We start from the raw sequence: 20,376 nt of genomic DNA on the forward strand, positions 1-20,376 counted from the left end.
CGCCGGGCGCTGGACCAGGTGGCGTCACTTGTCGGGGATCGTGAGCGTAATGAGCCGCCGCTACGTACGTCTCACTGACGACACGTCGGTGTCGACCGCGCTCCGACATCGCCGAGGTTCGGATGTTGTGGCGTCTGCAAGCGCAGCCGGCCTGCCCGTTGGCTGACGCTTGCAGACGCGCCAACACGGGCGTTTCAGCCCCTTCTGAGACGATCTTCGCAGGTCGCCGTTTCGCCGATAATCTACATTATGTCAAGTAAAGTGGATCTGGGCGCCTGGAGGGCCCCTCCTGGTGTGCTTCTCGGCCGGGTCTGACTGGCGTCGGTTCGTGGAGTGCGTGCCGTGGTTCGTCGAGCTCGCACCGGAGGTCGTTGTCGCGGCGGCGCCGTGTCGCGGCGGGCCCGTCTGGGACGCGTGACGCACTTGCGGGGCTTCCGTCACTTCCGTCACCGTGGCGATACAGGCCGGCGTGGCAGGCTTCTGAGTCATGATCGACGATTTCGCGAAGGCGTACCTGCACAGCGATCTGCGTGAGCTGCGTGAAGCGATGCTGTGGAAGCTGGACGGTCTGTCCGATGCCGACATCCGTCGTCCGCTCACCGCCAGCGGGACGAACCTGCTGGGTTTGGTGAAGCACCTGACGTTGACGGAGTCGCGCTACTTCGGTGAGGTGTTCGGCCGGCCGTTCCCGGAGCCGTTGCCGCGGTGGGATGACCTGGCGGCGCGTGGGTTGGACATGCGGGCGGCTGAGGGTGAGACGCGTGAGGAGATCGTGGCGCGTTATCGGCGTGCGTGGGTGCATTCGGACACGACGATCGGTGCTCTTGCGGTGGACTCCCCTGGTCATGTGCCGTGGTGGCCGCGTCCGGACGTGATGTTGTTCAACGTGTTGGTGCACGTGTTGACGGAGACGGCTCGTCATGCGGGGCATGCGGACATCGTGCGGGAGCAGATCGATGGCGCGACGGGTGTTGGGCCGTGAGGCAGACTCCCCCGCATGCGTTTTGCGATCTACGTGCCTTGTTATGGCGAGACCTATGGCGATCCGGCGGTGTTGTGTTCTCTGGCCGTTGAGGCGGAGGCGGCGGGTTGGGACGGGTTTTTCATGTGGGACCACGTGGTGGCGGAGCCGTTGGTCGCTGATCCGTGGGTGACGTTGGGTGCGGTGGCGGTGCGGACGTCGTCGATCGTGCTGGGGCCGATGATCACGCCTGTCCCCCGGCGGCGGCCGTGGAAGCTGGCGTTGGAGGCGTCGACGTTGCAGCGGTTGTCGGGTGGGCGGTTGGTGCTCGGGGTGGGGATGGGTGTGCCGCGGGACTTCGCGTCGTTCGGTGAGGCTGTGGATGCGCGGTCGCGGGCGGCTCGGATGACCGAGGGTGTGGAGTTGGTGCAGAAGTTGTTGTCGGGTGAGCCTGTTGAGCATCACGGCTCGACGTTCGACGTGTCCGGGGTGCGGTTCGCGCCGGTGGAGGTGCCGGTGTGGACGTCGGGGATCTGGCCGCGGAAGGTGCCGTTCTTGGCGGCGTCGTACGCGTCGGGGTTGTTTCCGATCATTCAGGACGGTTCGGGTGGGTTCGCGGTGGCGTCTGCTGAGCAGGCGGCGCGGATGAAGGCTGATTTCGTCGCGGCGGGTGGGCCGGTGGACGGGGATCTGGCGATTTGGGGTGGTGGGGCGCGGCCGTCGGCGGCGGAGGTGTCGGAGTACGCGGACGCGGGGGCGACGTGGTTGTTGCTGGACGGGTGGAAGGCGTCGCTGCGGGAGCTGCGTTCGTACATTTCCGCTGGTCCGCCGCGTTAGAACGATCTTGTCGGGGGTGCTTGCCACACTTGGGGCATGCGATTTGCGATCTATGTGCCCAACTACGGTTCGTCGCTCGGTGACCCGTCGGTGCTGGTGTCGCTCGCTGTCGAGGCTGAGGCGGCGGGGTGGGACGGGTTCTTCCTGTGGGATCACGTCGTGCAGCCGGGTGAGTCGGTGGTGGCTGACGTCTGGGTGGCGTTAGGTGCGGTGGCGGCGCGGACGTCGTCGATCATGTTGGGGCCGATGGTGACGTCGTTGGGGCGGCGTCGGCCGTGGAAGTTGGCGTTGGAGGCGTCGACGTTGCAGCGGTTGTCGGGTGGCCGGTTGGTGTTGGGGGTGGGTGCGGGTGTGCCGCAGGACTTCTCCCCCTTCGGCGAACGGGTGTCGCGCGCCGAGGCGATGTCCGAGGGTGTTGCGCTGCTGCGGGGGTTGTTGTCTGGCGAGGTCGTCGAGCATCACGGTGACCTCTTCGACGTGTACGGGGTGCGCTTCGAGCCGGTGGACGTGCCGATCTGGGTGGGCGGGAACTGGCCGCGTGAGGTTCCGTTCCGTGCCGCGTCGCAGGCTGCCGGCGTGGTTCCGGCGACGTTCGGGGCTGAGGGTCTGGTGGTCCTCTCCCCCGGTGATGCCGCGCGGATGAAGGCTGACTTCGTGGCGTCGGGTGGTCCGGCGGATGGTGATGTGGCGTTGTGGGGTGGTGGCGTGTTGCCGGAGGAGGTGGCGGAGTACGAGGCCGCTGGGGTGACGTGGATGTTCACCGATGGCGGCGCTCTGGAGGTGGAGGAGCTGCGGGCGTTCGTGGCGGCTGGTCCGCCTTCAGGCGCTCAGGCCTCGTAGCAGGGTGTCGAGGTAGCGGCGGGCGGTGGGGAGCCGGTCGGCCGGGGTGTCGCTGTGGACGTAGGTGGCGTAGGCGACGCCGCACATGAGTGGGACGAGGTCGCCGTCGGCGAGGTCGGGTCGTACGGCTCCGGCGGTGCGGGCGCGGGCGAGCAGTTCGGTGCCTTGTGCGATGACCTGCTGCTTGAGTTCGGTGGTGCGCGGCAGGGTGTCCGCGGTGGTGGCGGCGACTTTGGCGAGTGAGGGGTCGCTGACCTGGGCTTCGACGAGCCGGGTGAGGAAGTCGGAGAAGGCGTGCCAGGCGTCGTCGTCCTGGAGTGCTTTGTCGCCGTGGGCGGCGAGTGCTTCGAGGCAGGGCGTGGCGACGGTCTCGAGGAGCGCTTCGGTGGTCGGGAAGTGCCGGTAGACCGTGCCGACGCCCAGTCCTGCGCGGCGGGCGACGTCGTTGAGCTGCAGCGGGGTGCCTTCGTCGACGAGTTCCCTGGCGACGGTGATGATGCGGTCCCAGTTGCGGGCGGCGTCCTTCCGCAGCGGCGTCATGTGCCCAGCTTAATTGGATACCCCATCCGCAACCGGGACGAGTGGCGCGTGCCTCTCGCTGAGCCTGCGCACGTTTTCGACGACACGCGGGTCCCTGGCAGCTCGAATCGGCGTGACGGGCACCCCGCGGCGTCCGACAACGGTGCCGGTGGGCAGGGTCTCGTCGATGGCGGCGATGATCGAGGGCCGCGCGGCGACCGATGCGGGCCCGGAGGTGGCGCGTTCGAACGCGCGTCGCACCAACGGCCACAGCAGCCGCAGCCCTGGTGACACGATCTGGGGCTTGCGCGTGCTGCCGTCGGTCATGTCGGTGGCCGCGCCGCCGGGGTCGGCCGCGAACACCGCGACGCCACTCCCCTTCGTCCGCCGGGCGAGGTCGAGCGTGTAGGCGAGGTTCGCGAGCTTGGCGCGCCCGTACCAGTGGAAGCCGTAGTAGCCACCGGGCGGCTCGACCTCGTCGAACACCTTCTTGGCCACCATCACGGACCCGGACGTCACGTTCACGACCCTGTGCAGCTGCGGCAGCAACAGCTCTGTCAGCAGGTACGGCGAGAGGTGGTTGACGACGAACGACGCCTCCACCCCGCCAAGCTCCGTGCGGTCCGCGAACATCGCACCGACGTTGTTGACCAGCACGTCCACCTCGCCCTCTGCCGCGATCCGCTCGGCCAGCGCCCGCACCTCGTCGAGCGAGGCGAGGTCGGCCTGCAGGAACCGTGCGGGCTCCCCTCCCCCGGCGTTGATCCTCTCGACGGCCCGAGCGCCACGCTCGGCGTTGCGCCCGACCACCGTGACCGCGTACCCGGCCTTGGTGAGCCCGAGGGCCGTCTCCAGCCCAATGCCTCCGGTCCCCGCCGTGACCACTGCCCTACGCACCATGACTCCTCCATCCGGATAGCCCATCCACTTACCCTTCCGAAGCTAGCACACATCCGGATCGACTATCCGTTTCATGCTTGTGGTGTTGTTCTCCGGCTGATCGGCCCAGTCGTGAGGTAGACACTTCGGGTGCGAAAGACCTACAGCTACAACGAGGCCGTGAAGATCCTCGGCGGCCGCGAGCACCCGACCGTCGCCGCCATGGACAAGCTGCTGAACGGCGCGCTGCTCGCGGGCTCGTTGGGGCTGTGGCAGGTGCTGGACCTGTTCGACGCCAAGCCGGACTTCATCAAGCTCAGCAACGAGCTGATCTCCAAGGTGTCGCAGAAGCGCCGCAAGGTCAGCCGCTACACCCGCACCCAGCAACTGCACGCCGCCCACGCCGTGCTGGTGATGACGGCGTTCTTCGAGGCCTTCGAGGAACAACGGGTCGGCGTGAAGCTGTCCACCCGGAACCGCGACCTCGTCGCCCAGTACAGCCCGTGGGATCTCAATCTGCCGTTGCCGTCGGTCGGGCGGCCGCACGAAGAGAACCTGTCCAGGATCAGGGAGGTCTACGTAAGCCTTGGCGCCGTCTTGTTCGAGGCGCTGACGAATCTGGCGTCCTGGGACGAGCTCGACGAAACCGAACGCGATCGCGTGCAGGACGCGGCCAGGGTCGCCGCGCCGGCTCGGGCGCTCGAACGGTACGAGGAGCTGCTCGGTGAACTCGCGGCCGAGTATCCCGAGGTCAGGTTCTGGTGCGCGATCCACGATGCCCGTTCGACGCGATCAGCGTTGGCGCGCCTGGAGGATGCACTGCGTGAGACCACGACCGACCTGGTCCCTGAGATGCGGATGGCTGAACTGGCCGGCGCGTACCGGGGTGCGTTGCGACGACCGCTGGTGAAGTCGACCGAAGTGCCTGACGGCGTCCAGATCCCGAGCCTGGCCGACGCCTACGTCGATCCGCGGTTCCAGGTGGTCATCGGCACCGAGCGCACCGGAGCGCCGTCGCTGCTGGCGTGGTGGGACGACGTGGCCGTGCGCGACGACCTCTACGCCTACCTGGTGGGCTATCTGACGTCTCCGGCAGCGTTGTCGGCTCCCCTGCTGGTGCTGGGTGATCCGGGTTCGGGCAAGTCGGTGCTGACGGAGATGTTGGCGGCGCGATTGCCCGCGTCCGACTTCGCCGTGGTGCGAGTCGAGTTGCGCAGCACTCCAGCCGACGCCGATCTGAAGCAGCAGATCGAGCACGGGCTGCGCACGTTGCTGCAGGAACAGGTGAGCTGGGCCGAGTTCTCCCGCACGACCGGTGGCGCGCTGCCGCTGGTGGTGCTGGACGGCTTCGACGAACTGCTGCAGGCCACCGGCGTGAGCCAGACGCGCTATCTGACGGTGATCGCCGAGTTCCAGCAGCGGCTCGAGGACATGGGCAGGCCGGCGGTGTTCGTCGTGACGAGCCGGTTGAGCGTGTGTGCCGGTCTTGAGTTGCCGCCGGGCACTCAGGTGGTTCGACTGCTGCCGTTCTCCGAGGACCAGGTGCGCGCTTGGCTGGACGTGTGGAACGCGGTCAACCGCCCGTTGCCCGCCGAAACCGTGCTGCTGTATCCGGATCTGGCGTCGCAGCCGCTGTTGTTGTTGATGCTGGCGTTGTACGACGCGGTCGACAGCTCGTTCCAGCGTGATCACCTCAGCATGAGCCGGGGGCAGCTGTACGAACGGCTGCTCGAGCGGTTCGCGCGGCGTGAGGTGACCAAGGACCACGCTGATCGGTCAGCCGCCGATTTGGCGGCGGACGTGGAGTTCGAGCTGGAACGGTTGTCGGTCGTGGCACTCGGGATGTTCAACCGGGGCGCGCAGTGGGTCGCCGAGCATCAGGTGACGTCCGATCTCGCACAGCTGCTCGACGTCGACTCCCCTGATCGACGGGTGGGGACCCGCACTCCCCTCTCCGCTGGCGAAACGGTGCTGGGGCGCTTCTTCTTCGTGCAGAAGACCGAGGCGGTGCGCGAGGACAACACCAAGCTGCGGACCTACGAGTTCCTGCACGCCACGTTCGGCGAGTACCTGGTGGCGCGGTTCGTGTGGGAACGGCTGCTCGTTCTCCAGCGTGAGGACGCGGCGCGATCGCGACGCAAGTCCACAGTGGACGACACGGAGCTCTACTCCCTGCTGTCATTCATGGCGCTGACCAGCAGCAAACCGTTGCTGGACTTCTTGCGTGAGTTCGCGCAGAAGTCCAGCAAAGACGGGTTGTTCGACCTCGTCACGCGGTTGTTCGCCGCACGGGGTGAGCGGCGACTGTCACGGGGCGAGTACGAGCCGGTCGCGCTGACGGACTCGGCCCGGGACGCGAAGTACTCGGTGAACCTGGCAGCGCTCGCGGTGGTGCTGAAGGACAACGTCTACGGCCCGGACCTGCGAACGGACGCGGACGGGTGGCATCGGGAAGCGCTGTTCTGGAAGTCACGGCTTTCGCCTGGCGAGTGGACGAGTGTCGTGCGGTACTTCTGGGTCGATGTGGACTTTGATCGTGACTTCGTACTGAGCCGGCGCCAGCCATTCCGGACACAGGACGTGCGTCCGGAATGGCTGGCGCTGTCACAACCAGACGTCATGCTTGACCCTGGCGCGATGACGCTGCGAGACGCATTGATGCCTCTGGCGTCGCAGCACAGCATGGAAGTGACCGCCGCCCTGATCGCGTTGACGGCGACGCCCCTTGAACGAGTCGCGCCCGCAATCCGGCGCCTCGCCCAGGCAGGCGCGCGCGGCGAGATCGTTCTCAGGGAGGCCGACGCCAGGCTGGGTCTCGGTGGTGACGATGTGGCAATCATCAGAGCGACCTACAACGTGTCCGGAACAGCGGACCGTGAGGTGCAGTTGGACGCCTGGCTGCGGCTGCACGAGCGGGGATTCCGGTTCGAGCTGGTGCCCGAGGTGCGGGACCTGACCTCGCTGTTGACCACTGTCGAGTTGCGGGACGTGCTTCAGCGAAGGCCTGATCTGTTCAAGCGGGCCACAGCGGCCGCTGCCGAGTTGGGTCTTGAATGGCCGCCGCCAGAGCGTCAGCCATCGCCGACAGATCGTCCTCGCTGAGGTCGCGCTCCCCCACCTGCCGCTGGATCTCCGACCGGGAGCACACCACCACCGCGCCGGTGTAGCCGCCCAGATCAACTGCGGCGACGATCTCGGTTGTGCCGTTGTGCACGACCAGGATCGGGTCGGGCGTTTCGGTGTAGAGCAGTCGCTCGATGTCCCGTCCGGTGATGGCCATGCTCAGTCTTGTACGGCGCGGGCGTAGCGGGCCGCAAGGGTGCGAACGTGTGCCACGAGTTCTGGTGGTGAGGTGACTTCGAAGTCGTGGCCGAGCATGCCGATCCACACGGCCATGGTTTCCACGGAGTCGGCGCCCGTCACGAGCACGCACGAGACGTCGTCCACGGCCTCGACGGTGCCGACCGCCGGGCTGATCCTGGCGGCCACCGCGTCGGCTGGGGCGTGGACGAGGATGCGGGCCTGGACGCGCCAGGCGGCGGCGCTGCTGCTGGAGGCGACGTAGGTGGTGGCGTCGAAGTCGCGGGGTGTGAAGCGCGGGCCGAACGGTGGTTGGGGCGGGGTGATGCGGTCTACGCGGAAGCTGCGCCAGTCGGCCTTGTCGCAGTCCCAGGCGACCAGGTACCAGCGGCGACCCCAGTTGACCAGGCGGTGGGGTTCGACGCGGCGGCGGGTCGGGGTGCCGTCGTGGGAGCTGTAGTCGAAGCGGAGGGTGTCGCTGTCGCGGCAGGCGGCGGCCAGGGTGGAGAGCAGTTCCGGGTCCAGGGCGGGGGCGACGGAGTCTCGTGGCACTGATTCGACGTGTTGCAGGGCTGAGACGCGGTGGCGCAGCCGGGACGGCAGGACCTGCTCCAGTTTGAGCAGAGCGCGCAGGGAGACTTCTTCCAGGCCGGTGACGGCGTTGGTGCGCAGGGCGGCCGCGACGGCGACGGCTTCGTTGTCGTCGAGCAGCAGCGGGGGCAGTTCGGCGCCGGCGCCGAGGCGGTAGCCGCCGAAGCTGCCGGTGGTGGCGTTGACCGGGTAGCCGAGTTCGCGCAGGCGGTCGACGTCGCGGCGGACGGTGCGCGGGCTGATCTGGAGCTCGTCGGCGAGTTCGCTGCCTTGCCAGTCGCGGCGGGACTGCAGCAGGGCGAGCAGGCGCAGCAGTCGCGCCGAGGTTTCCAACATGACCCCAGACTTTAGGACAGAGGCTGGCCGCAAGTACTTCTAGCCTTGGGTTATGACGGAGATCAGGGAATTCCACATCGCAATCGACGAGGCCGACGTCGACGAGCTGCGGCTCCGTTTGGCGCGGACGCGGTGGACGGACCAGGTGCCGGGAGCCGGTGCGCGGTATGGCGACGACGTGGCGGACGTCCAGGAGATGGCGCGCTACTGGGCCGAGGACTTCGACTGGCGGGCCGTGGAACGCGAGCTCAACTCCTTCCCGCAGTTCATCACCGAGATCGACGGCACGGACGTGCACTTCCTGCACGTGCGCAGCGCCAACCCGGACGCGTTGCCGTTGCTGCTGATCCACGGCTGGCCCGGGTCGATCATGGAGTTCGCCGGCGTCATCGAGCACCTGCGCGACTTCCACCTGGTGATCCCGTCGATCCCCGGTTTCGGGTTCTCCGGGCCGACCACGCAGACCGGCTGGCACTCCGGGCGCATCGCACGGGCGTTCGCCGAGTTGATGGCGCGGCTGGGCTACGAGCGGTACGGGGTGCACGGCAACGACGCCGGGTCGATCATCGCGCCGGAGGTCGGGCGGGTGGACCCGGAACACCTGGTCGGCGTGCACGTCACGCAGATCTTCTCGTTCCCCTCGGGTGACCCGGCGGAGATGGAGGGCCTGACCGAGGACGACTACCGGCGGCTCGGGGTGCTGCAGGACTTCTGGGAGAACATGTCCGGCTACGCGAAGCTGCAGCAGGCGCGGCCGCAGAACGTCGCGTTCGCGCTCGCGGACTCCCCCGTCGGCCAGCTCGCCTGGACGATGCAGCTGATGGGCGAGCCGGCCGTCACGAAGGACTTCCTGCTGGCCAACGTGTCGATCTACTGGTTCACCGCCACCGCTGGCTCCTCGGCGCGGCTGTACTTCGAGGACGCGCACCGCGAGGACCCGCCGACCGAGCCGACGACGTTCCCGATGGGGGTCGCGATCTTCGCCGACGACTTCCAGACCATCCGCCGCTTCGCCGAGCGCGATCACCACAACCTGGTGCACTGGTCGGAGTTCGCCAGCGGCGGTCACTACTCCGGGCACGACTCGCCGGAGCTGCTGGCCGGTGATCTGAAGGCGTTCTTCGACAAGATGTTCAGCTGACTGCGCCAAAGCCCGATCTGATCAAGGATGTCTGTCCATCCGGGACCGACGGGTTCGGTGAATGTCTGATCTTCGACGGCTGCTCATGGAGCGGCAGGGCGGCCGTCGGGAGTGATGGCGTGCACGAGCAGCCCAGGGGCTGTGGTTGCCGGGGTTTCCCATCGGGTGGCGTAGTGGTCGAGGAAGATCTGTCCGACCAGTTCGCCGCGGCTGCGCACACCGGTCTTGTCGAAGATCGACTTGAGGTGGTCCTGCACGGTGTAGGGCGAGAGGGACAGTGCCCGGGCGATCTCCTTGGTGACCCGCCCCTGGACGCATTGCATGGCCACATGGCACTCCCGCTCTGTCAGGCCGTAGGAGAGGGCGATGACCGGCGCGACGTCCTGAGGCGTGGCGGGATGGATGATCACGGCCGTTCGTCCGTCGGTGTCACCGGCGAGCCGAGTGCCGTAGAGCAGCAGCCAGGCACCGGAGCGGGTGCGGACCCTGGCGCGGGCAGTGAGTTCGAGCGGGTCGGTGCCGGGCGCGATGGCGCGGGCGCGGGCGGCGATGGCCTGCACTGTTTTCGACTCGCTCGGCGTGCTCGGTGGCGGTTCCTCGATCAGCTCGCCGATCCAGCATTGCGCCGCTGCGGAGATGGACTCGGGCTCGCCGTGCTCGTCGAAGACGACAACCCCCGGGCCGTAGTCCACCGGCGCGCCCGGCCGCATGACTGGCGCGAGCATGCTCCTGCGCAGGCCGGCGCCGATCGCGGGTGCCAGCGTGGCCAGTGTCCGCACGTCGGCCTCGGTGAACCATGGTTGGCCGGCGTAGCGCAGGAGCGCTGCCGCTCCCCAGTAGATGCCGTCGACCACTAACGACACGCGCAGTTCGTCGCCGAAACCGAAGGTCTCCTGAGAGCGGTGCCGGGGGGAGCGGGAGAGTTCGCCGTGGGTGTCGATGCTGGTGGCCCCGGCGATCCGGCCTGTGCGAGCGAGGAAGGACCACTTGTTGACGTCCTCGATGACGTACTCGTGATGAGCCAGCCATGATCCGGAGCAGCCGACGTTGTGGTTGACGCTGCCGGTGAACAGGATCGTGCCGGGGTCGACCGTGTGGCAGCACCAGGCATCGAACGGGATGAGGGGCGCGAGCACATCGGCGACGGCGGCGCTGTAGTCCACCCAGCCCAGTTCGCGGGCGCGCAACCGCTCGATGTCCTCGCGGACTCTCGGCACCAACGCTGCGCTCATACCTGAGAGTACGGCGGCCGTGGTCTGCGACGGCACCCCCAGAATCATGGGATGGCGGCCGCGGCCCGCCAGTTCGCAGGCTGAGTGCATGACTACCACGCATGAAGCCCTGTCTGGGGCAGCCCACGACGTCGTGACGCCCGATCGGATCTTCGAGATCGCGCAGGGCTTCATGGCCAGCAAGCACCTGTTCGCGGCGAGCGCGCTCGGTGTGTTCGAAGCCCTCGGCGAGGGGCCGGTGGACCTGGCCGGACTCGCCGCCCGCACCGGACTCACCCGGCGCACGGCACGCATCAGTGCCGACGCCATGGTCGCGCTCGGCCTGCTGGAGCGGCACGGCGACCGCTACGCGAACTGCCCGGTGGCGGCCACCTACCTGTCCGGGACGACGCCGGCCGACCTGCGACCCCTGCTCACGTTCTGGGACCGGCTCAGTTACCCGGCCTGGGACGACCTCGCCGGGGCGCTGGGCCGCGGCCGGCCCGCCCGCGAGATCTTCGAAATCGGTGACGAGCTGGTACCGGTCATGTCGGCAGGCATCGCGGCCGCCACCGCCGCCGCCTGCCACGCCCTGCCCGAGGCGGCCGGGCTGCCCGTCGGCAGCCGGGTGCTGGACGTCGGCGGCGGCACCGGTTCCTGGTCGATCGCACTGGCGGCTGCCGACCCGACGCTGACCGCCACGGTGCTCGAACTCGCCGACGTCGCCCGCGTCGCCCGCGAGCACCTGCGCACAACGGCCCATGCCGACCGCGTCGACGTCCACGTCGGCGACATCCTCGTCGACGACCTGCCGCGGGGGTTCTCCGCCTTCCTGCTCGCCAACCTGCTGCACTACTTCACGCCCGAGACGAACCGCTCGATCCTGCACCGGATCCGGGCCGCGGCCGAACCCGGCACCCGCCTGATGCTCGCCGACTTCTGGACCGACTCGACCCACACCCAGCCGCTCCCCGCCGCGCTCATGGCAGGCGAGTTCGCGATCCACGTCAACGACGGCGACGTCTACAGCGCCGAGGAAGCCACCGCCTGGCTGCACGACACCGGCTGGCGTTACCTCGCTCATCGGCCGCTGGCCGCAGCGATGAGCGTCATCGTCGCCGAATCCGCGTGAGCAAAGGAGCGATCGCCATGACCTCGTACCAGGTCGCGATCATCGGCGCAGGCACCTCCGGCGTCTCGACGGCCGTAGCCCTCGCCGATCGCGGCATCCAGTCCCTGCTCATCGACCGGGCCGACCGGGTCGGCTGGTCGTGGCGCAATCGCTACGAACGGCTGCGCCTCAACACCGGCAGGCAGTTCTCGCACCTGCCGAACCGCCCCTACCCCAAGGGAACACCAACCTTCCCCACCCGGGACCAGGTGATCGACCACCTCGAGCGACACGCGCACGAGGACGGCATCGAACTGCGCCTGGGCTGCACGGTAGGGCGGCTCGACCGAGCAGACGGACGCTGGCGGCTGACCACCTCCACCGGCGTGGTCGACGCCGCCGAAGTGGTGATCGCGACCGGCTACGATCACGAGCCCTTCATCCCCGAATGGCCAGGGCGCGACATGTGGCCCGGTGACCTGGTTCACTCTTCGCGTTACCGGAATCCGTTGCCGTACATCGGCAGACGGGTCCTGGTGGTCGGAGCGGGCTGTTCCGGCATGGAGATCGCCTACGACCTGGCCACCGGCGGCGCAGCCAAAGCGTGGCTCGCGGTTCGCACGGCGCCGAACATCATGCTTCGCCAAGGCCCTGGGGGCATAGCGGGCGACTTCATCGCGACACCGCTCTACCACGCCCCGATCCGGATCGCCGACGCGATCGCTCGTTTCGGCCGCCGGATGGACATCGGTGACCTGAGCGAATTCGGGCTACCGGTGCCCGCAGAAGGCATCTTCGCGCGCAGCGCGCGGCTCGGCGTGGCCCCCGCGATCGTCGACAAGGACGTCATCACGGCGATTCGGCACAAGTCCATCGACATCGTGCGCGGGGTCAAGACCCTCGACGCGCAGGGCGTGACGCTGGCCGACGATGCACAAATCAACCCGGACGCCATCATCTGCGCGACCGGGTTCCGGCGAGGCCTGGCACAGCTGGTCGGGCACCTCGGCGTGCTCGACGAGCGAGATCGACCCAAGGCCACCGGCCACCACCCCGCCGCCGACGGCCTGCGCTTCATCGGGTTCGTGCCCAGACCGTCGCAGATCGGATTCGCCGCCAAGCAGGCCCGCCGCGCGGCCAAGGCGATCGCCAGGGAACTGCGGAACGGGAGCGACCACCGTCACGACCCAATCCGAGCGGATCAGGAGCGTTGCAACGACACGGACGTCGTAGCGTAGGCATCCGCGGTCCCGCAGGTCGAAGGCCGTCCCCGAGGGAATCGGGGTGAACCGAGCGCAGGTTCTTCCCCATTCCTGTGGAGACAGGCACACGAAGATGGGTTGAGGCTGGGCTGTGGGGGTTGGCAGGCGGCGGTGCGCTCGTGCTGGGCGCGCTCGTCGCCTGGTTCCTGCGCGTGCCCCGAGACGTCGTCGCCGTCGTGATGGCGTTCGGCGCGGGCGTGCTGACCGCCGCGGCGGCGTTCGAGCTGATGGACGAGGCCGAGAAGAACGGCGGGCTGCTCGCCACCTCGGCCGGGTTCCTGACGGCCTTCGTGGTGGAACGGTTGGGCTGGTTGACCTGGTGCGGCCGGGCCGGTGGCGGTAGGAGTGCAGCCATGGGTGTTCCGCTGGTGGACTTGTCCGGGTGGTTCGACGGCACGCGGCGTGCCGAGGTGGCGGCGCGGGTCGACGCGGCGCTGCGGGAGTCGGGGTTCCTGCTCATCACCGGGCATGGCGTCCCGGACGCGCTGCGCTCCCACGTGCGTGAGCTGACCCGCTCGTTCTTCGCGCTGCCGGTCGCGGAGAAGTCGGCGTACGCGGTGCGGACCGGTGGGCGGGGCTGGCTGCCGCCCGACGAACAGGCCACCGGCCGGGCCTCTGGCGGTATGGCGCCCGCGGACCTGAAGGAGACGCTGGCGTTCGGCTCCGACGACCCTGAAGGAGACGCGTTCTTCTTCCGCCCGAACGTCTTCCCCGCCGAGGTACCGGCGCTCGAACCCGCCGTGACGGAGTACGTGCGCCGCATGCGGGCGCTGTGCGACGAGCTGCTGACGATCTTCGCCGTCGCGCTCGGCTCACCCGAGGATCTCTTCACCCGCTGCACGCGCCGGCCGTCGTACACGCTCAACGTCAACCACTACCCGCCGTTGCGGCAGGTCGGACCCGCGCGACCGGGCCAGTTCCGCATCGGCGAGCACACCGACTTCGGCACCGTGACGATCCTGGACCGCCAGCACGGCGTCGGCGGCCTGCAGGTCCGCACCATCGACGGCACGTGGGAGGACGCGCCGTTCGACCCGGCCGCCTTCACCGTCAACATCGGCGACCTCATGGCCCGCTGGGTGTCCGACCGCTGGCGCTCCACCCCGCACCGCGTACTGCCCCCGGACGCCAGCGCACCCGACGAGGATTTGGTGTCGCTGATCTTCTTCTACAACACTGACACCGACGCGCGGATCGTGTCGCTGGACGGCCGCTACCCGGAGGTCGGCGGCGGCGAGTACCTGCGAGCCAAGCTCGAAGCCATCTCGATCGGACAGTAGGGGGAAGTTGTGGCGATCGGTGAGCTCTACGACGTGGTGATCGACTGCCCGGACCCGGACGCGCTCGCCGAGTTCTACCGGCAGGTCGTCGGCGGCGAGATCACCGACTCCGACAGCGAGTGGACGACCCTGGCGACCTCACGCGGCCGCGTGTCGTTCCAGCGCGTCGACGACTACACGCCACCACAGTGGCCCGGCCAGGAGCACCCACAGCAGATCCACCTCGACATCGTGGTCACCGACCTCGACGTGGCCGAACCGCAGGTGCTGGCCCTGGGCGCGACCCTGCTCGACGGCTCGGACAAACCGATCGGCTTCCGCGTGTACGCAGACCCGGCCGGTCACCCGTTCTGCCTGGTCACGATCTAGATCGCCCACACGGTCGCGGACCGAGTCTCCGTGCTCTCCAGGGTCAGCGGCACCGGCACGTCGTAACGGCCCTGCGCCCGGAACCGGTCGCGGGGCAGATGCGCGCGGTCCGGATCGCCGAGCAGCACCAGCGCACCCCGCGCCGCGGCCCTGGTGAGGAACGGCAGCATCAACGCGGTGATCTCCGCGTCGTAGAACACGTCGCCCGCCAGCACGACATCGGCCCCGTGGGCGTCGCTGTCGAGCTGATCACCGGGCAGCGTCATGACCGTGACGTCGTTCGCGGCGGCGTTGAGCTCCACGGCGGCCAGCGACAACGGATCGATGTCGTTGGCCGTCACCCAGTCCGCGCCGGCCAGCGCCGCGGCGATCGCGACCAGCCCACTGCCGGACGCCAGGTCGAACACCTTCTTGTCCCGCACCAGCCCGGGATGGTCGAGCAGGTGCCGCGCCAACGCCTGACCGCCGGCCCACGGGAACGCCCAGAACGGCGGCTGATCGTGATGGGTCAGCTCCCACAGGTCCATCGCCTCGGCCGCGCTGTGCAGGACGACCTCGGGCACCAGCGGCACCGGCGTGAGAGCCGTGTTGGCGAGCACGAACTGGCTCAGTGTGGGCGCGGACATGACGGAGAAGCTTAGGGGCAGCGGCGCCGGGGGTCGCAGAGGCGAAAGGCCGTAGGTTCGCGCAGGGTTCGGGCGCGAACCCCGTCACCCACCCAGTGCGGCCACCAGTGCCTTGTAGGTCTGGCCGGCGTCGGCCTCACCGGTCTCGATCACCACCGACTCCGGCGTCACGTACCCGGCGAACTGGTCGCAGATCCGGTGGATCATCGCCGCGCCGCCCAACGCCTCCACCGTCCCGTCGATGTGGTGAGAACGCCGCCGGAAGCGTCCCACGGCGACTTCCGCCGGGGCGAGGAGCACGAACTCCAGGTAGTCCGCGCCTGCGGATCGCGCCACTTCGGCGAAGCGGTCCCGTTCGTCGTGGCGGGCGATCAGTTGGGGCATCACCACGTCGTTGCCCGAGGCCAGGTGGGTGGCCGCCATGGTCAGGGCCAGCGGGCGGACCAGGTCGACGGTGCCGAAGAAGTCGTCCTGCCAGCCGCCGACCAGTCGCACGATCTCGTCGGCGTCGAGGTTGAGGGTTTTCGGGTGGTCGGCGGCGTAGCGGGCGGCGATGGTGGACTTGCCGACACCGGTGGGGCCGTTGAGGTGGATCAGTCTGGGCACCGGGCCGAGGTTATCGACAGACCTTCGCCAGTTCGTCGATGGCGGTGGCGACCAGGGCGATCGCGATGTCCGGGGACTTGCCGCAGCTGGCCGGGCGCGGGGGCACGGGTTGTTCGGTCAGGGTGACGCGCCATTCGCGGCCGTCGGTGTGGCGGACGGTGGCGGAGTCCGGGGTTTCGGCCACGACGGTCAGGACGTCGCGGGTCTCGCCGATCTGGTGGCGGACGGCCACTTCGGCCACTTGACCCCGTGGGGTGAAGCAGGAACGGCCGCGGCAGCTGTCGGCGACGATGCCCTCGGTGACGACGCGCTCGGCCAACTGGTGGTCGAGTCGTCCGTACAGGTGACCGGTGGGCAGCAGGACGCCGGTGGGGGCGAAGCGGTGGCCGCCGGTGTGGGTGCACTCCCAGAGGTTCAGCGCGGTGGCGATCGGGCGGCCGTACAGCGCGCAGCAGACGTCGCGTTTGCTGTTGGTGCAGACCAGCAGCAGGGGCTCGTGGACCGGGGTGCCGAACGCGGTCGAGCGGCCCGCGCCGAGGGCCTCGAAGTCGAGTTCGAGTGCTTCCTCAGGGGAGGCCAGGTCGGCTTGTTCGAGCCAGGACGCGCCGGGCTTTGCCGAGGCCAGGTACAGGCGCCGCGTCGCGGGCAGGTGGTCGTCGGCGTGCTTGCCGGGGCGGCGGATCAGCAGGATGCGCACGCCGGTGCCGGCCGCGCGGCGCTGCAGTTCGGCGCCGAGTTCGGGGTCGAGGTGGCTCTCCACGATGGCGTCGCGGCCCCACGGGCCCGGCTGCTCCAGACACAGCCACGCCGTCGCGGTCGCGGCCGTGCCGGCCAGCGGTTCTCCCGCGAAATCGGAGAGTATCGAGCACCTCATCTGCACACTCTATACGGCCGATCGGGTGAGGAATAAGGACACCCTTACCTCATCTCTGTGAGCTTGAACATCAGTGGTTCCCGCACTGAGCCACCGGCTAGGTTTCGTACATGAACCTCGCCGCGTGGATCGTGTCCGGCGTGCTGGCGGCCCTGTACCTGATGGCGGGCTTCACCAAGCTGGCCAAGTCGAAACAGGCCCTGCTCGCCGAGCCGCGGATGTCGTGGGTCTCGGACTTCACCGAGGGCCAGGTCAAGGGCATCGGCGCGGTGGAGGTCGCGGGCGCTCTCGGCCTGGTGCTGCCGTGGCTGACCGGCGTCGCGCCGATCCTCACCCCGATCGCGGCGCTGGGGCTCGCGCTGGTGCAGGTGGGCGCCGCGATCACCCACGTGCGGCGCGGCGAGGGCGGCACGGTGCCGATCAACCTCGTGCTGTGCGCGCTGGCGGTGTTCGTCGCCGTGGTCCGCTTCGGTCAGCTCTGAGACTCCAGTTGCGCGACCCGCTGGCGCATCCCGGCCTCGAGCCGGGCGCGGTAGCCGATGAACAGCTTGTTCGCCAGGTACGGGGCCCAGTTGCCCTGCTTGGCGATGTTGTAGACGCGGTGCACGACCAGCGCGCCCTCGGGATGGGCCTGCAGCGTGTCCTCGCCGCGGTACCACCAGTCACCCCAGTAGGCGATCACGCCCTGCTCGCGGTCGACGAGCCGATGCGACCCGGACTCACCGGCGTCGCGGAACATGCGCTCGCGCACGTCCTCCAACGGCGCCCGCACCACACCCCGCACTTCGAACAGCAGTCTCATCGGTGCTTCCCCTCCCAGTAGTCGTAGCCGCCGACGGTGCCTTTGCGGGTGGCGGCGGCGAACCAGGTGAGCCACGAGCGTTCGGCGCGCAGCATGGCCATCCGGTAGTCGAGTTCGATCCACGCGAGCTGCGGCAGCCCCATCGTCTTGAGCTGCTCGATCAACGTCGCCAGCGCGATGATCTGCTCCCCCACGGCCTGTTCACGCTGCTCGACGACGGTCACCGCCTCGACCGGGTGCAGCAGCCCGACCAGCGAGATCCCCGCCTCGAACCGCGGGTACTCCTTGGCCGGCACCGCGATCAGCTCGCGCAACCAGTCGTGCAGCTCCTCCGTGCCCGCGTCGGTGACCGCGTAGACCGTCCGCTCAGGCCGGTTGCCCGCCTTCTGCGTGGCGCTCGCGGTGATCAGCTCGTGCTTCTGCAGCGACTCCACGACGGTGTAGAGCGACCCGTAGTTGAGCTTGATCACCTCCTCCTGATGCCGCTCCCGCATGGTCTGCGCCATCTCGTAGGGGTGCATCGCCCGCTCCGACAGCAACGCCAGCACCGCGAGGGCCAGGGGGTTCGTGCGCTTGAACGACATATCCGCTCCCAAATACTCGGCACCGAATATAAGGGTAGTGTGGACGGCATGACAACGGTGATCACCGGGGGAAGCCGGGGTATCGGTGCCGCGACCGCACGCAGGCTCGTGAGGGACGGGCACCGGGTCGTGATCAGCTACCGCCAGGCCGCCGACGAGGCGCGCCTGCTGGAGAAGGAACTCGGCGTGCTGGCGGTGCGGGCCGACACCGCCGACGAGAACGACGTGGCCCGCCTGTTCGACGCCGCCGGCGACGACATCACCGGCGTGGTCAACAACGCCGGCATCACCTCGCCGTCCGGCCCGCTCGCCGACCTGCGCACCGAGGACCTGCGCCGCGTGGTCGACGTGAACGTGATCGGCGCTTTCTTCGTCGCCCGCGAAGCCTCACGCCGGATGACCGGGGGCTCGATCGTGAACGTGTCGTCGGGCGCGGCGACCCTGGGCAGTCCCGGCGAGTACGTCCACTACGCCGCCACCAAAGCCGCGGTCGACGCGATGACGATCGGCCTGGCCAAGGAACTCGCGCCGCGCGGCATCCGGGTCAACTGCGTGCAGCCCGGCACGATCCGCACCGACATCCACCAGCTCTCCGGCCAGCCCGACCGGCCGGACAAGGTCGCAGGGCGCGTGCCGATGGGCAGGGCGGGCGAGGCCGAGGAGATCGCGAACGCCATCGCGTGGCTGCTGTCGGACGAGGCCTCCTACGCGACCGGCGCGATCCTGCGGATCACCGGCGGGACCTGACGGCGAACCGCGCCGGAGTGTCAGACCCGGTAGGTAGGTTGATCCAATGGGTCAATTGCGCAGCACTCATCCCGTCGCCACCGATCGAAGACGCGTCCTGGGCCGCGTGTCGCTCGTCGTGGCCCTGGCCAGCGCCCTGCTGCTGGTGCTGATGTTCGTGATCGACCTCGGCGGCGCCCAGTACGCGCTGATCTTCGCCGCCTTCCCGTTCCTGCTCGCCGCCCCGGCATCGGTGGTCCTGCTGCGCAAAGCCCGCACGCCCGAGCTGATCGAGCTCTACGACGATGGCATCGCGCACGTCCTGGGCGGCGTCAGGCGCAGCTGGACGTGGGACCAGGTGCGGGCCATCGACGTCGCCGAACGCGGCGAGCACTCCTACACCGGCTCCGACCTCGACTGCACGATCCGGTTCGCCGACGGCAATCTGCTGCACTTCAACGGCCTCACCGAGAACAGCCGGGAGATCATCGGCGCACTGGGCACCCACTGCCTGGACGCCGCCAACGAGCCGGTGCGCAAGAAGCACAAAGCGCGCGCGGCGACGATCCTGGGCTCCATCACGCTCGTCGGCGGCGGGGTCGCGACCTGGGCGTTCTTCACGGTTCCGAGCACGCCGGACGGTGGCGACCAGTTCGGGCTGGCCATGCTCGCGGTCGCGTGCGTGGTACCGGCCGTGATCAGCCTGATTCTGCTGATCTCTGTTCTGGTGACCGGCCGGCGCTAGGCACGGTCGCGGAGAACACGCCGATCCCCAGCGCGTACGGGTCGTCCAGGCCGACGGTCTCGAGCGTCTCCGTCGGCAGCGCCAGCAGCGAGATCGCCACGCCCAGGAAGTACGCGTCCAGCAACCCGGTGTCGCGCACCGTGGACGGCAGGCCCGCCGCCTGCTGCAACGCCGCGGCCGCCTCGGCGTTGGCCAGCACCATCCCGGACAACGCCGCCCGCACCCCGGGACGGCGCACGGCCTCCAGGTACAGCTCGACCATCGCGAGCATCTGCGTCGGATCGTCGGCGACCGCGCGGCGCAGCAGGGCCGGGTAGAGCTCGGCCACGTCCGAGGCGCTGATGTCGGCCGGGGTGGTCTCGCGCAGGCGGTCGACGGCCGCGCGGTGCAACGACGTCATGCGCGCCGCGGAGGCCTCGAGGATCGCCTCCCGCGTCGGGAAGTAGTTCTTGGTCGTGCCGATGGGGACACCGGCCTCGCGGTCGATCGCGCGGTGGGTCAGTCCCCTGCCGCCTTCCACCGCGAGGATCTGGATCGCGGTGTCGCACAGAAGATCACGACGGCTCACGGTCCGGGACACTAGCAAGATCACCACAGCCGTGGTGAATCGGGGCGAACGTGCTGGTCCCGGCGGTCGCGGTGACCACTCCGCGTTCCACGACCAGGAACAGGCCGCAGACACATCTGACGTAGGACACCGAGCCGTGCGACGACACGGCGGCGGTGCAGGACCAGGAGCACGCGGGGCAGGTGGCGATCATGCCCACCAGCGTGCT

At 69.0% G+C, this 20,376-nt stretch carries 24 protein-coding genes and 1 pseudogene; 13 read left to right on the top strand and 12 right to left on the bottom strand.

Annotated features, from left to right (window positions below; genetic code table 11):
• Positions 1 to 487: 487 nt before the first annotated feature.
• The 3 genes from ACWGE0_RS01140 to ACWGE0_RS01150 are packed head-to-tail and all read left to right on the top strand — an operon-like array spanning position 488 to position 2,638.
• On the top strand, positions 488 to 982 hold the full coding sequence (locus ACWGE0_RS01140; protein WP_452258850.1) for a DinB family protein: 495 nt from the start codon (positions 488 to 490) through the stop codon (positions 980 to 982).
• 15 nt (positions 983 to 997) lie between these two features.
• Complete coding sequence (locus ACWGE0_RS01145; protein ID WP_452258851.1) at positions 998 to 1,798, top strand: LLM class flavin-dependent oxidoreductase; 801 nt, start codon at positions 998 to 1,000, stop codon at positions 1,796 to 1,798.
• Positions 1,799 to 1,834: 36 nt separating this feature from the next.
• Positions 1,835 to 2,638 carry an LLM class flavin-dependent oxidoreductase gene (locus tag ACWGE0_RS01150; RefSeq protein WP_452258852.1) on the top strand — a complete coding sequence of 268 codons (804 nt, stop codon included), beginning with the start codon at positions 1,835 to 1,837 and terminating at the stop codon, positions 2,636 to 2,638.
• On the opposite strand, the gene ACWGE0_RS01155 is transcribed toward ACWGE0_RS01150, so the two are convergent.
• Positions 2,618 to 3,178, bottom strand: a complete 561-nt coding sequence (locus tag ACWGE0_RS01155) for a TetR/AcrR family transcriptional regulator (RefSeq protein WP_452258853.1) — start codon at positions 3,176 to 3,178, stop codon at positions 2,618 to 2,620. The genes ACWGE0_RS01150 and ACWGE0_RS01155 overlap by 21 nt on opposite strands.
• 9 nt (positions 3,179 to 3,187) lie before the next feature.
• Positions 3,188 to 4,057 (bottom strand): SDR family NAD(P)-dependent oxidoreductase, encoded by an 870-nt coding sequence (locus tag ACWGE0_RS01160; RefSeq protein ID WP_452258854.1) that lies wholly within the window; start codon positions 4,055 to 4,057, stop codon positions 3,188 to 3,190.
• A 129-nt stretch (positions 4,058 to 4,186) separates the two neighbouring features.
• Between ACWGE0_RS01160 and ACWGE0_RS01165 the strand changes: the two genes are divergently transcribed.
• Positions 4,187 to 7,138 (top strand): NACHT domain-containing protein, encoded by a 2,952-nt coding sequence (locus tag ACWGE0_RS01165; protein ID WP_452258855.1) that lies wholly within the window; start codon positions 4,187 to 4,189, stop codon positions 7,136 to 7,138.
• On the opposite strand, the gene ACWGE0_RS01170 is transcribed toward ACWGE0_RS01165, so the two are convergent.
• Entirely contained in the window at positions 7,050 to 7,316 is a 267-nt protein-coding gene (locus ACWGE0_RS01170; protein ID WP_452258856.1) for a hypothetical protein, read from the bottom strand. The two genes, ACWGE0_RS01165 and ACWGE0_RS01170, sit on opposite strands and share 89 nt — an antisense overlap.
• 2 nt (positions 7,317 to 7,318) lie before the next feature.
• Positions 7,319 to 8,263 (bottom strand): helix-turn-helix transcriptional regulator, encoded by a 945-nt coding sequence (locus ACWGE0_RS01175; RefSeq protein WP_452258857.1) that lies wholly within the window; start codon positions 8,261 to 8,263, stop codon positions 7,319 to 7,321.
• A gap of 52 nt (positions 8,264 to 8,315) precedes the next feature.
• Here ACWGE0_RS01175 and ACWGE0_RS01180 point away from each other — a divergent pair, with 52 nt between their 5' ends.
• Positions 8,316 to 9,404, top strand: coding sequence for an epoxide hydrolase family protein (locus tag ACWGE0_RS01180; RefSeq protein ID WP_452258858.1), 1,089 nt, complete (start codon positions 8,316 to 8,318; stop codon positions 9,402 to 9,404).
• Positions 9,405 to 9,487: 83 nt separating this feature from the next.
• Here the strand turns inward: ACWGE0_RS01180 and ACWGE0_RS01185 are convergent, their stop codons facing one another.
• Positions 9,488 to 10,636 (bottom strand): LuxR C-terminal-related transcriptional regulator, encoded by a 1,149-nt coding sequence (locus ACWGE0_RS01185; protein ID WP_452258859.1) that lies wholly within the window; start codon positions 10,634 to 10,636, stop codon positions 9,488 to 9,490.
• Positions 10,637 to 10,724: 88 nt separating this feature from the next.
• On the opposite strand from ACWGE0_RS01185, the gene ACWGE0_RS01190 reads away from it, so the two are divergent.
• The 5 genes and pseudogenes from ACWGE0_RS01190 (at position 10,725) to ACWGE0_RS01210 (ending at position 14,637) form a co-directional block, all read left to right on the top strand.
• Positions 10,725 to 11,747 carry a methyltransferase gene (locus ACWGE0_RS01190; RefSeq protein WP_452258860.1) on the top strand — a complete coding sequence of 341 codons (1,023 nt, stop codon included), beginning with the start codon at positions 10,725 to 10,727 and terminating at the stop codon, positions 11,745 to 11,747.
• 17 nt (positions 11,748 to 11,764) lie between these two features.
• On the top strand, positions 11,765 to 12,964 hold the full coding sequence (locus ACWGE0_RS01195; protein WP_452258861.1) for a flavin-containing monooxygenase: 1,200 nt from the start codon (positions 11,765 to 11,767) through the stop codon (positions 12,962 to 12,964).
• A gap of 77 nt (positions 12,965 to 13,041) precedes the next feature.
• Positions 13,042 to 13,269 (top strand): annotated as a pseudogene (locus ACWGE0_RS01200) (ZIP family zinc transporter); the annotation flags it as partial.
• Between the two features lie 72 nt (positions 13,270 to 13,341).
• Complete coding sequence (locus ACWGE0_RS01205; protein ID WP_452259321.1) at positions 13,342 to 14,268, top strand: isopenicillin N synthase family dioxygenase; 927 nt, start codon at positions 13,342 to 13,344, stop codon at positions 14,266 to 14,268.
• A 9-nt stretch (positions 14,269 to 14,277) separates the two neighbouring features.
• The gene (locus tag ACWGE0_RS01210; RefSeq protein WP_452258862.1) at positions 14,278 to 14,637 is read left to right on the top strand and encodes a VOC family protein; all 360 of its coding nucleotides are present in this window, start codon (positions 14,278 to 14,280) and stop codon (positions 14,635 to 14,637) included.
• Here the strand turns inward: ACWGE0_RS01210 and ACWGE0_RS01215 are convergent.
• The 3 genes from ACWGE0_RS01215 to ACWGE0_RS01225 form a co-directional block, all read right to left on the bottom strand.
• Positions 14,634 to 15,263 (bottom strand): class I SAM-dependent methyltransferase, encoded by a 630-nt coding sequence (locus ACWGE0_RS01215; RefSeq protein WP_452258863.1) that lies wholly within the window; start codon positions 15,261 to 15,263, stop codon positions 14,634 to 14,636. The genes ACWGE0_RS01210 and ACWGE0_RS01215 overlap by 4 nt on opposite strands.
• Positions 15,264 to 15,347: 84 nt before the next feature.
• On the bottom strand, positions 15,348 to 15,869 hold the full coding sequence (locus tag ACWGE0_RS01220) for an AAA family ATPase (protein WP_452258864.1): 522 nt from the start codon (positions 15,867 to 15,869) through the stop codon (positions 15,348 to 15,350).
• A gap of 10 nt (positions 15,870 to 15,879) precedes the next feature.
• The gene (locus ACWGE0_RS01225; protein WP_452258865.1) at positions 15,880 to 16,743 is read right to left on the bottom strand and encodes a sucrase ferredoxin; all 864 of its coding nucleotides are present in this window, start codon (positions 16,741 to 16,743) and stop codon (positions 15,880 to 15,882) included.
• 110 nt (positions 16,744 to 16,853) lie between these two features.
• Here ACWGE0_RS01225 and ACWGE0_RS01230 point away from each other — a divergent pair, with 110 nt between their 5' ends.
• A complete protein-coding gene (locus ACWGE0_RS01230) occupies positions 16,854 to 17,225 on the top strand; it encodes a DoxX family protein (protein ID WP_452258866.1) in 372 nt (123 codons plus the stop codon).
• Here ACWGE0_RS01230 and ACWGE0_RS01235 read toward each other — a convergent pair.
• Positions 17,216 to 17,545, bottom strand: coding sequence for a hypothetical protein (locus ACWGE0_RS01235; RefSeq protein WP_452258867.1), 330 nt, complete (start codon positions 17,543 to 17,545; stop codon positions 17,216 to 17,218). The two genes, ACWGE0_RS01230 and ACWGE0_RS01235, sit on opposite strands and share 10 nt — an antisense overlap.
• Positions 17,542 to 18,129: a PadR family transcriptional regulator gene (locus tag ACWGE0_RS01240; RefSeq protein ID WP_452258868.1), complete on the bottom strand. Its 588-nt coding sequence runs from the start codon at positions 18,127 to 18,129 to the stop codon at positions 17,542 to 17,544. Before ACWGE0_RS01240 ends, ACWGE0_RS01235 begins: the two co-directional genes overlap by 4 nt.
• A gap of 48 nt (positions 18,130 to 18,177) precedes the next feature.
• Between ACWGE0_RS01240 and ACWGE0_RS01245 the strand changes: the two genes are divergently transcribed.
• Complete coding sequence (locus ACWGE0_RS01245) at positions 18,178 to 18,876, top strand: SDR family oxidoreductase (RefSeq protein ID WP_452258869.1); 699 nt, start codon at positions 18,178 to 18,180, stop codon at positions 18,874 to 18,876.
• A gap of 46 nt (positions 18,877 to 18,922) precedes the next feature.
• The gene (locus tag ACWGE0_RS01250; protein WP_452258870.1) at positions 18,923 to 19,600 is read left to right on the top strand and encodes a hypothetical protein; all 678 of its coding nucleotides are present in this window, start codon (positions 18,923 to 18,925) and stop codon (positions 19,598 to 19,600) included.
• On the opposite strand, the gene ACWGE0_RS01255 is transcribed toward ACWGE0_RS01250, so the two are convergent.
• Both ACWGE0_RS01255 and ACWGE0_RS01260 read right to left on the bottom strand, forming a co-directional pair.
• Positions 19,554 to 20,168: a TetR/AcrR family transcriptional regulator gene (locus ACWGE0_RS01255; protein WP_452258871.1), complete on the bottom strand. Its 615-nt coding sequence runs from the start codon at positions 20,166 to 20,168 to the stop codon at positions 19,554 to 19,556. The two genes, ACWGE0_RS01250 and ACWGE0_RS01255, sit on opposite strands and share 47 nt — an antisense overlap.
• Positions 20,155 to 20,361 (bottom strand): hypothetical protein, encoded by a 207-nt coding sequence (locus tag ACWGE0_RS01260; protein WP_319965480.1) that lies wholly within the window; start codon positions 20,359 to 20,361, stop codon positions 20,155 to 20,157. The genes ACWGE0_RS01255 and ACWGE0_RS01260 overlap by 14 nt, the downstream gene beginning before the upstream one ends.
• Positions 20,362 to 20,376 lie beyond the last annotated feature (15 nt).

This window comes from Lentzea sp. NPDC054927 (genome assembly GCF_053610285.1).

What these genes read in the sequence shown, in the direction of transcription:
- ACWGE0_RS01140 (WP_452258850.1), top strand. Translation starts at nt 488, where the DNA reads ATGATCGACGATTTCGCGAAGGCGTACCTGCACAGCGATCTGCGTGAG.
- ACWGE0_RS01145 (WP_452258851.1), top strand. Translation starts at nt 998, where the DNA reads ATGCGTTTTGCGATCTACGTGCCTTGTTATGGCGAGACCTATGGCGAT.
- ACWGE0_RS01150 (WP_452258852.1), top strand. Translation starts at nt 1,835, where the DNA reads ATGCGATTTGCGATCTATGTGCCCAACTACGGTTCGTCGCTCGGTGAC.
- ACWGE0_RS01155 (WP_452258853.1), bottom strand. Translation starts at nt 3,178, where the DNA reads ATGACGCCGCTGCGGAAGGACGCCGCCCGCAACTGGGACCGCATCATC.
- ACWGE0_RS01160 (WP_452258854.1), bottom strand. Translation starts at nt 4,057, where the DNA reads ATGGTGCGTAGGGCAGTGGTCACGGCGGGGACCGGAGGCATTGGGCTG.
- ACWGE0_RS01170 (WP_452258856.1), bottom strand. Translation starts at nt 7,316, where the DNA reads ATGGCCATCACCGGACGGGACATCGAGCGACTGCTCTACACCGAAACG.
- ACWGE0_RS01175 (WP_452258857.1), bottom strand. Translation starts at nt 8,263, where the DNA reads ATGTTGGAAACCTCGGCGCGACTGCTGCGCCTGCTCGCCCTGCTGCAG.
- ACWGE0_RS01180 (WP_452258858.1), top strand. Translation starts at nt 8,316, where the DNA reads ATGACGGAGATCAGGGAATTCCACATCGCAATCGACGAGGCCGACGTC.
- ACWGE0_RS01185 (WP_452258859.1), bottom strand. Translation starts at nt 10,636, where the DNA reads ATGAGCGCAGCGTTGGTGCCGAGAGTCCGCGAGGACATCGAGCGGTTG.
- ACWGE0_RS01190 (WP_452258860.1), top strand. Translation starts at nt 10,725, where the DNA reads ATGACTACCACGCATGAAGCCCTGTCTGGGGCAGCCCACGACGTCGTG.
- ACWGE0_RS01195 (WP_452258861.1), top strand. Translation starts at nt 11,765, where the DNA reads ATGACCTCGTACCAGGTCGCGATCATCGGCGCAGGCACCTCCGGCGTC.
- ACWGE0_RS01205 (WP_452259321.1), top strand. Translation starts at nt 13,342, where the DNA reads ATGGGTGTTCCGCTGGTGGACTTGTCCGGGTGGTTCGACGGCACGCGG.
- ACWGE0_RS01215 (WP_452258863.1), bottom strand. Translation starts at nt 15,263, where the DNA reads ATGTCCGCGCCCACACTGAGCCAGTTCGTGCTCGCCAACACGGCTCTC.
- ACWGE0_RS01225 (WP_452258865.1), bottom strand. Translation starts at nt 16,743, where the DNA reads ATGAGGTGCTCGATACTCTCCGATTTCGCGGGAGAACCGCTGGCCGGC.
- ACWGE0_RS01230 (WP_452258866.1), top strand. Translation starts at nt 16,854, where the DNA reads ATGAACCTCGCCGCGTGGATCGTGTCCGGCGTGCTGGCGGCCCTGTAC.
- ACWGE0_RS01235 (WP_452258867.1), bottom strand. Translation starts at nt 17,545, where the DNA reads ATGAGACTGCTGTTCGAAGTGCGGGGTGTGGTGCGGGCGCCGTTGGAG.
- ACWGE0_RS01240 (WP_452258868.1), bottom strand. Translation starts at nt 18,129, where the DNA reads ATGTCGTTCAAGCGCACGAACCCCCTGGCCCTCGCGGTGCTGGCGTTG.
- ACWGE0_RS01245 (WP_452258869.1), top strand. Translation starts at nt 18,178, where the DNA reads ATGACAACGGTGATCACCGGGGGAAGCCGGGGTATCGGTGCCGCGACC.
- ACWGE0_RS01250 (WP_452258870.1), top strand. Translation starts at nt 18,923, where the DNA reads ATGGGTCAATTGCGCAGCACTCATCCCGTCGCCACCGATCGAAGACGC.
- ACWGE0_RS01260 (WP_319965480.1), bottom strand. Translation starts at nt 20,361, where the DNA reads ATGATCGCCACCTGCCCCGCGTGCTCCTGGTCCTGCACCGCCGCCGTG.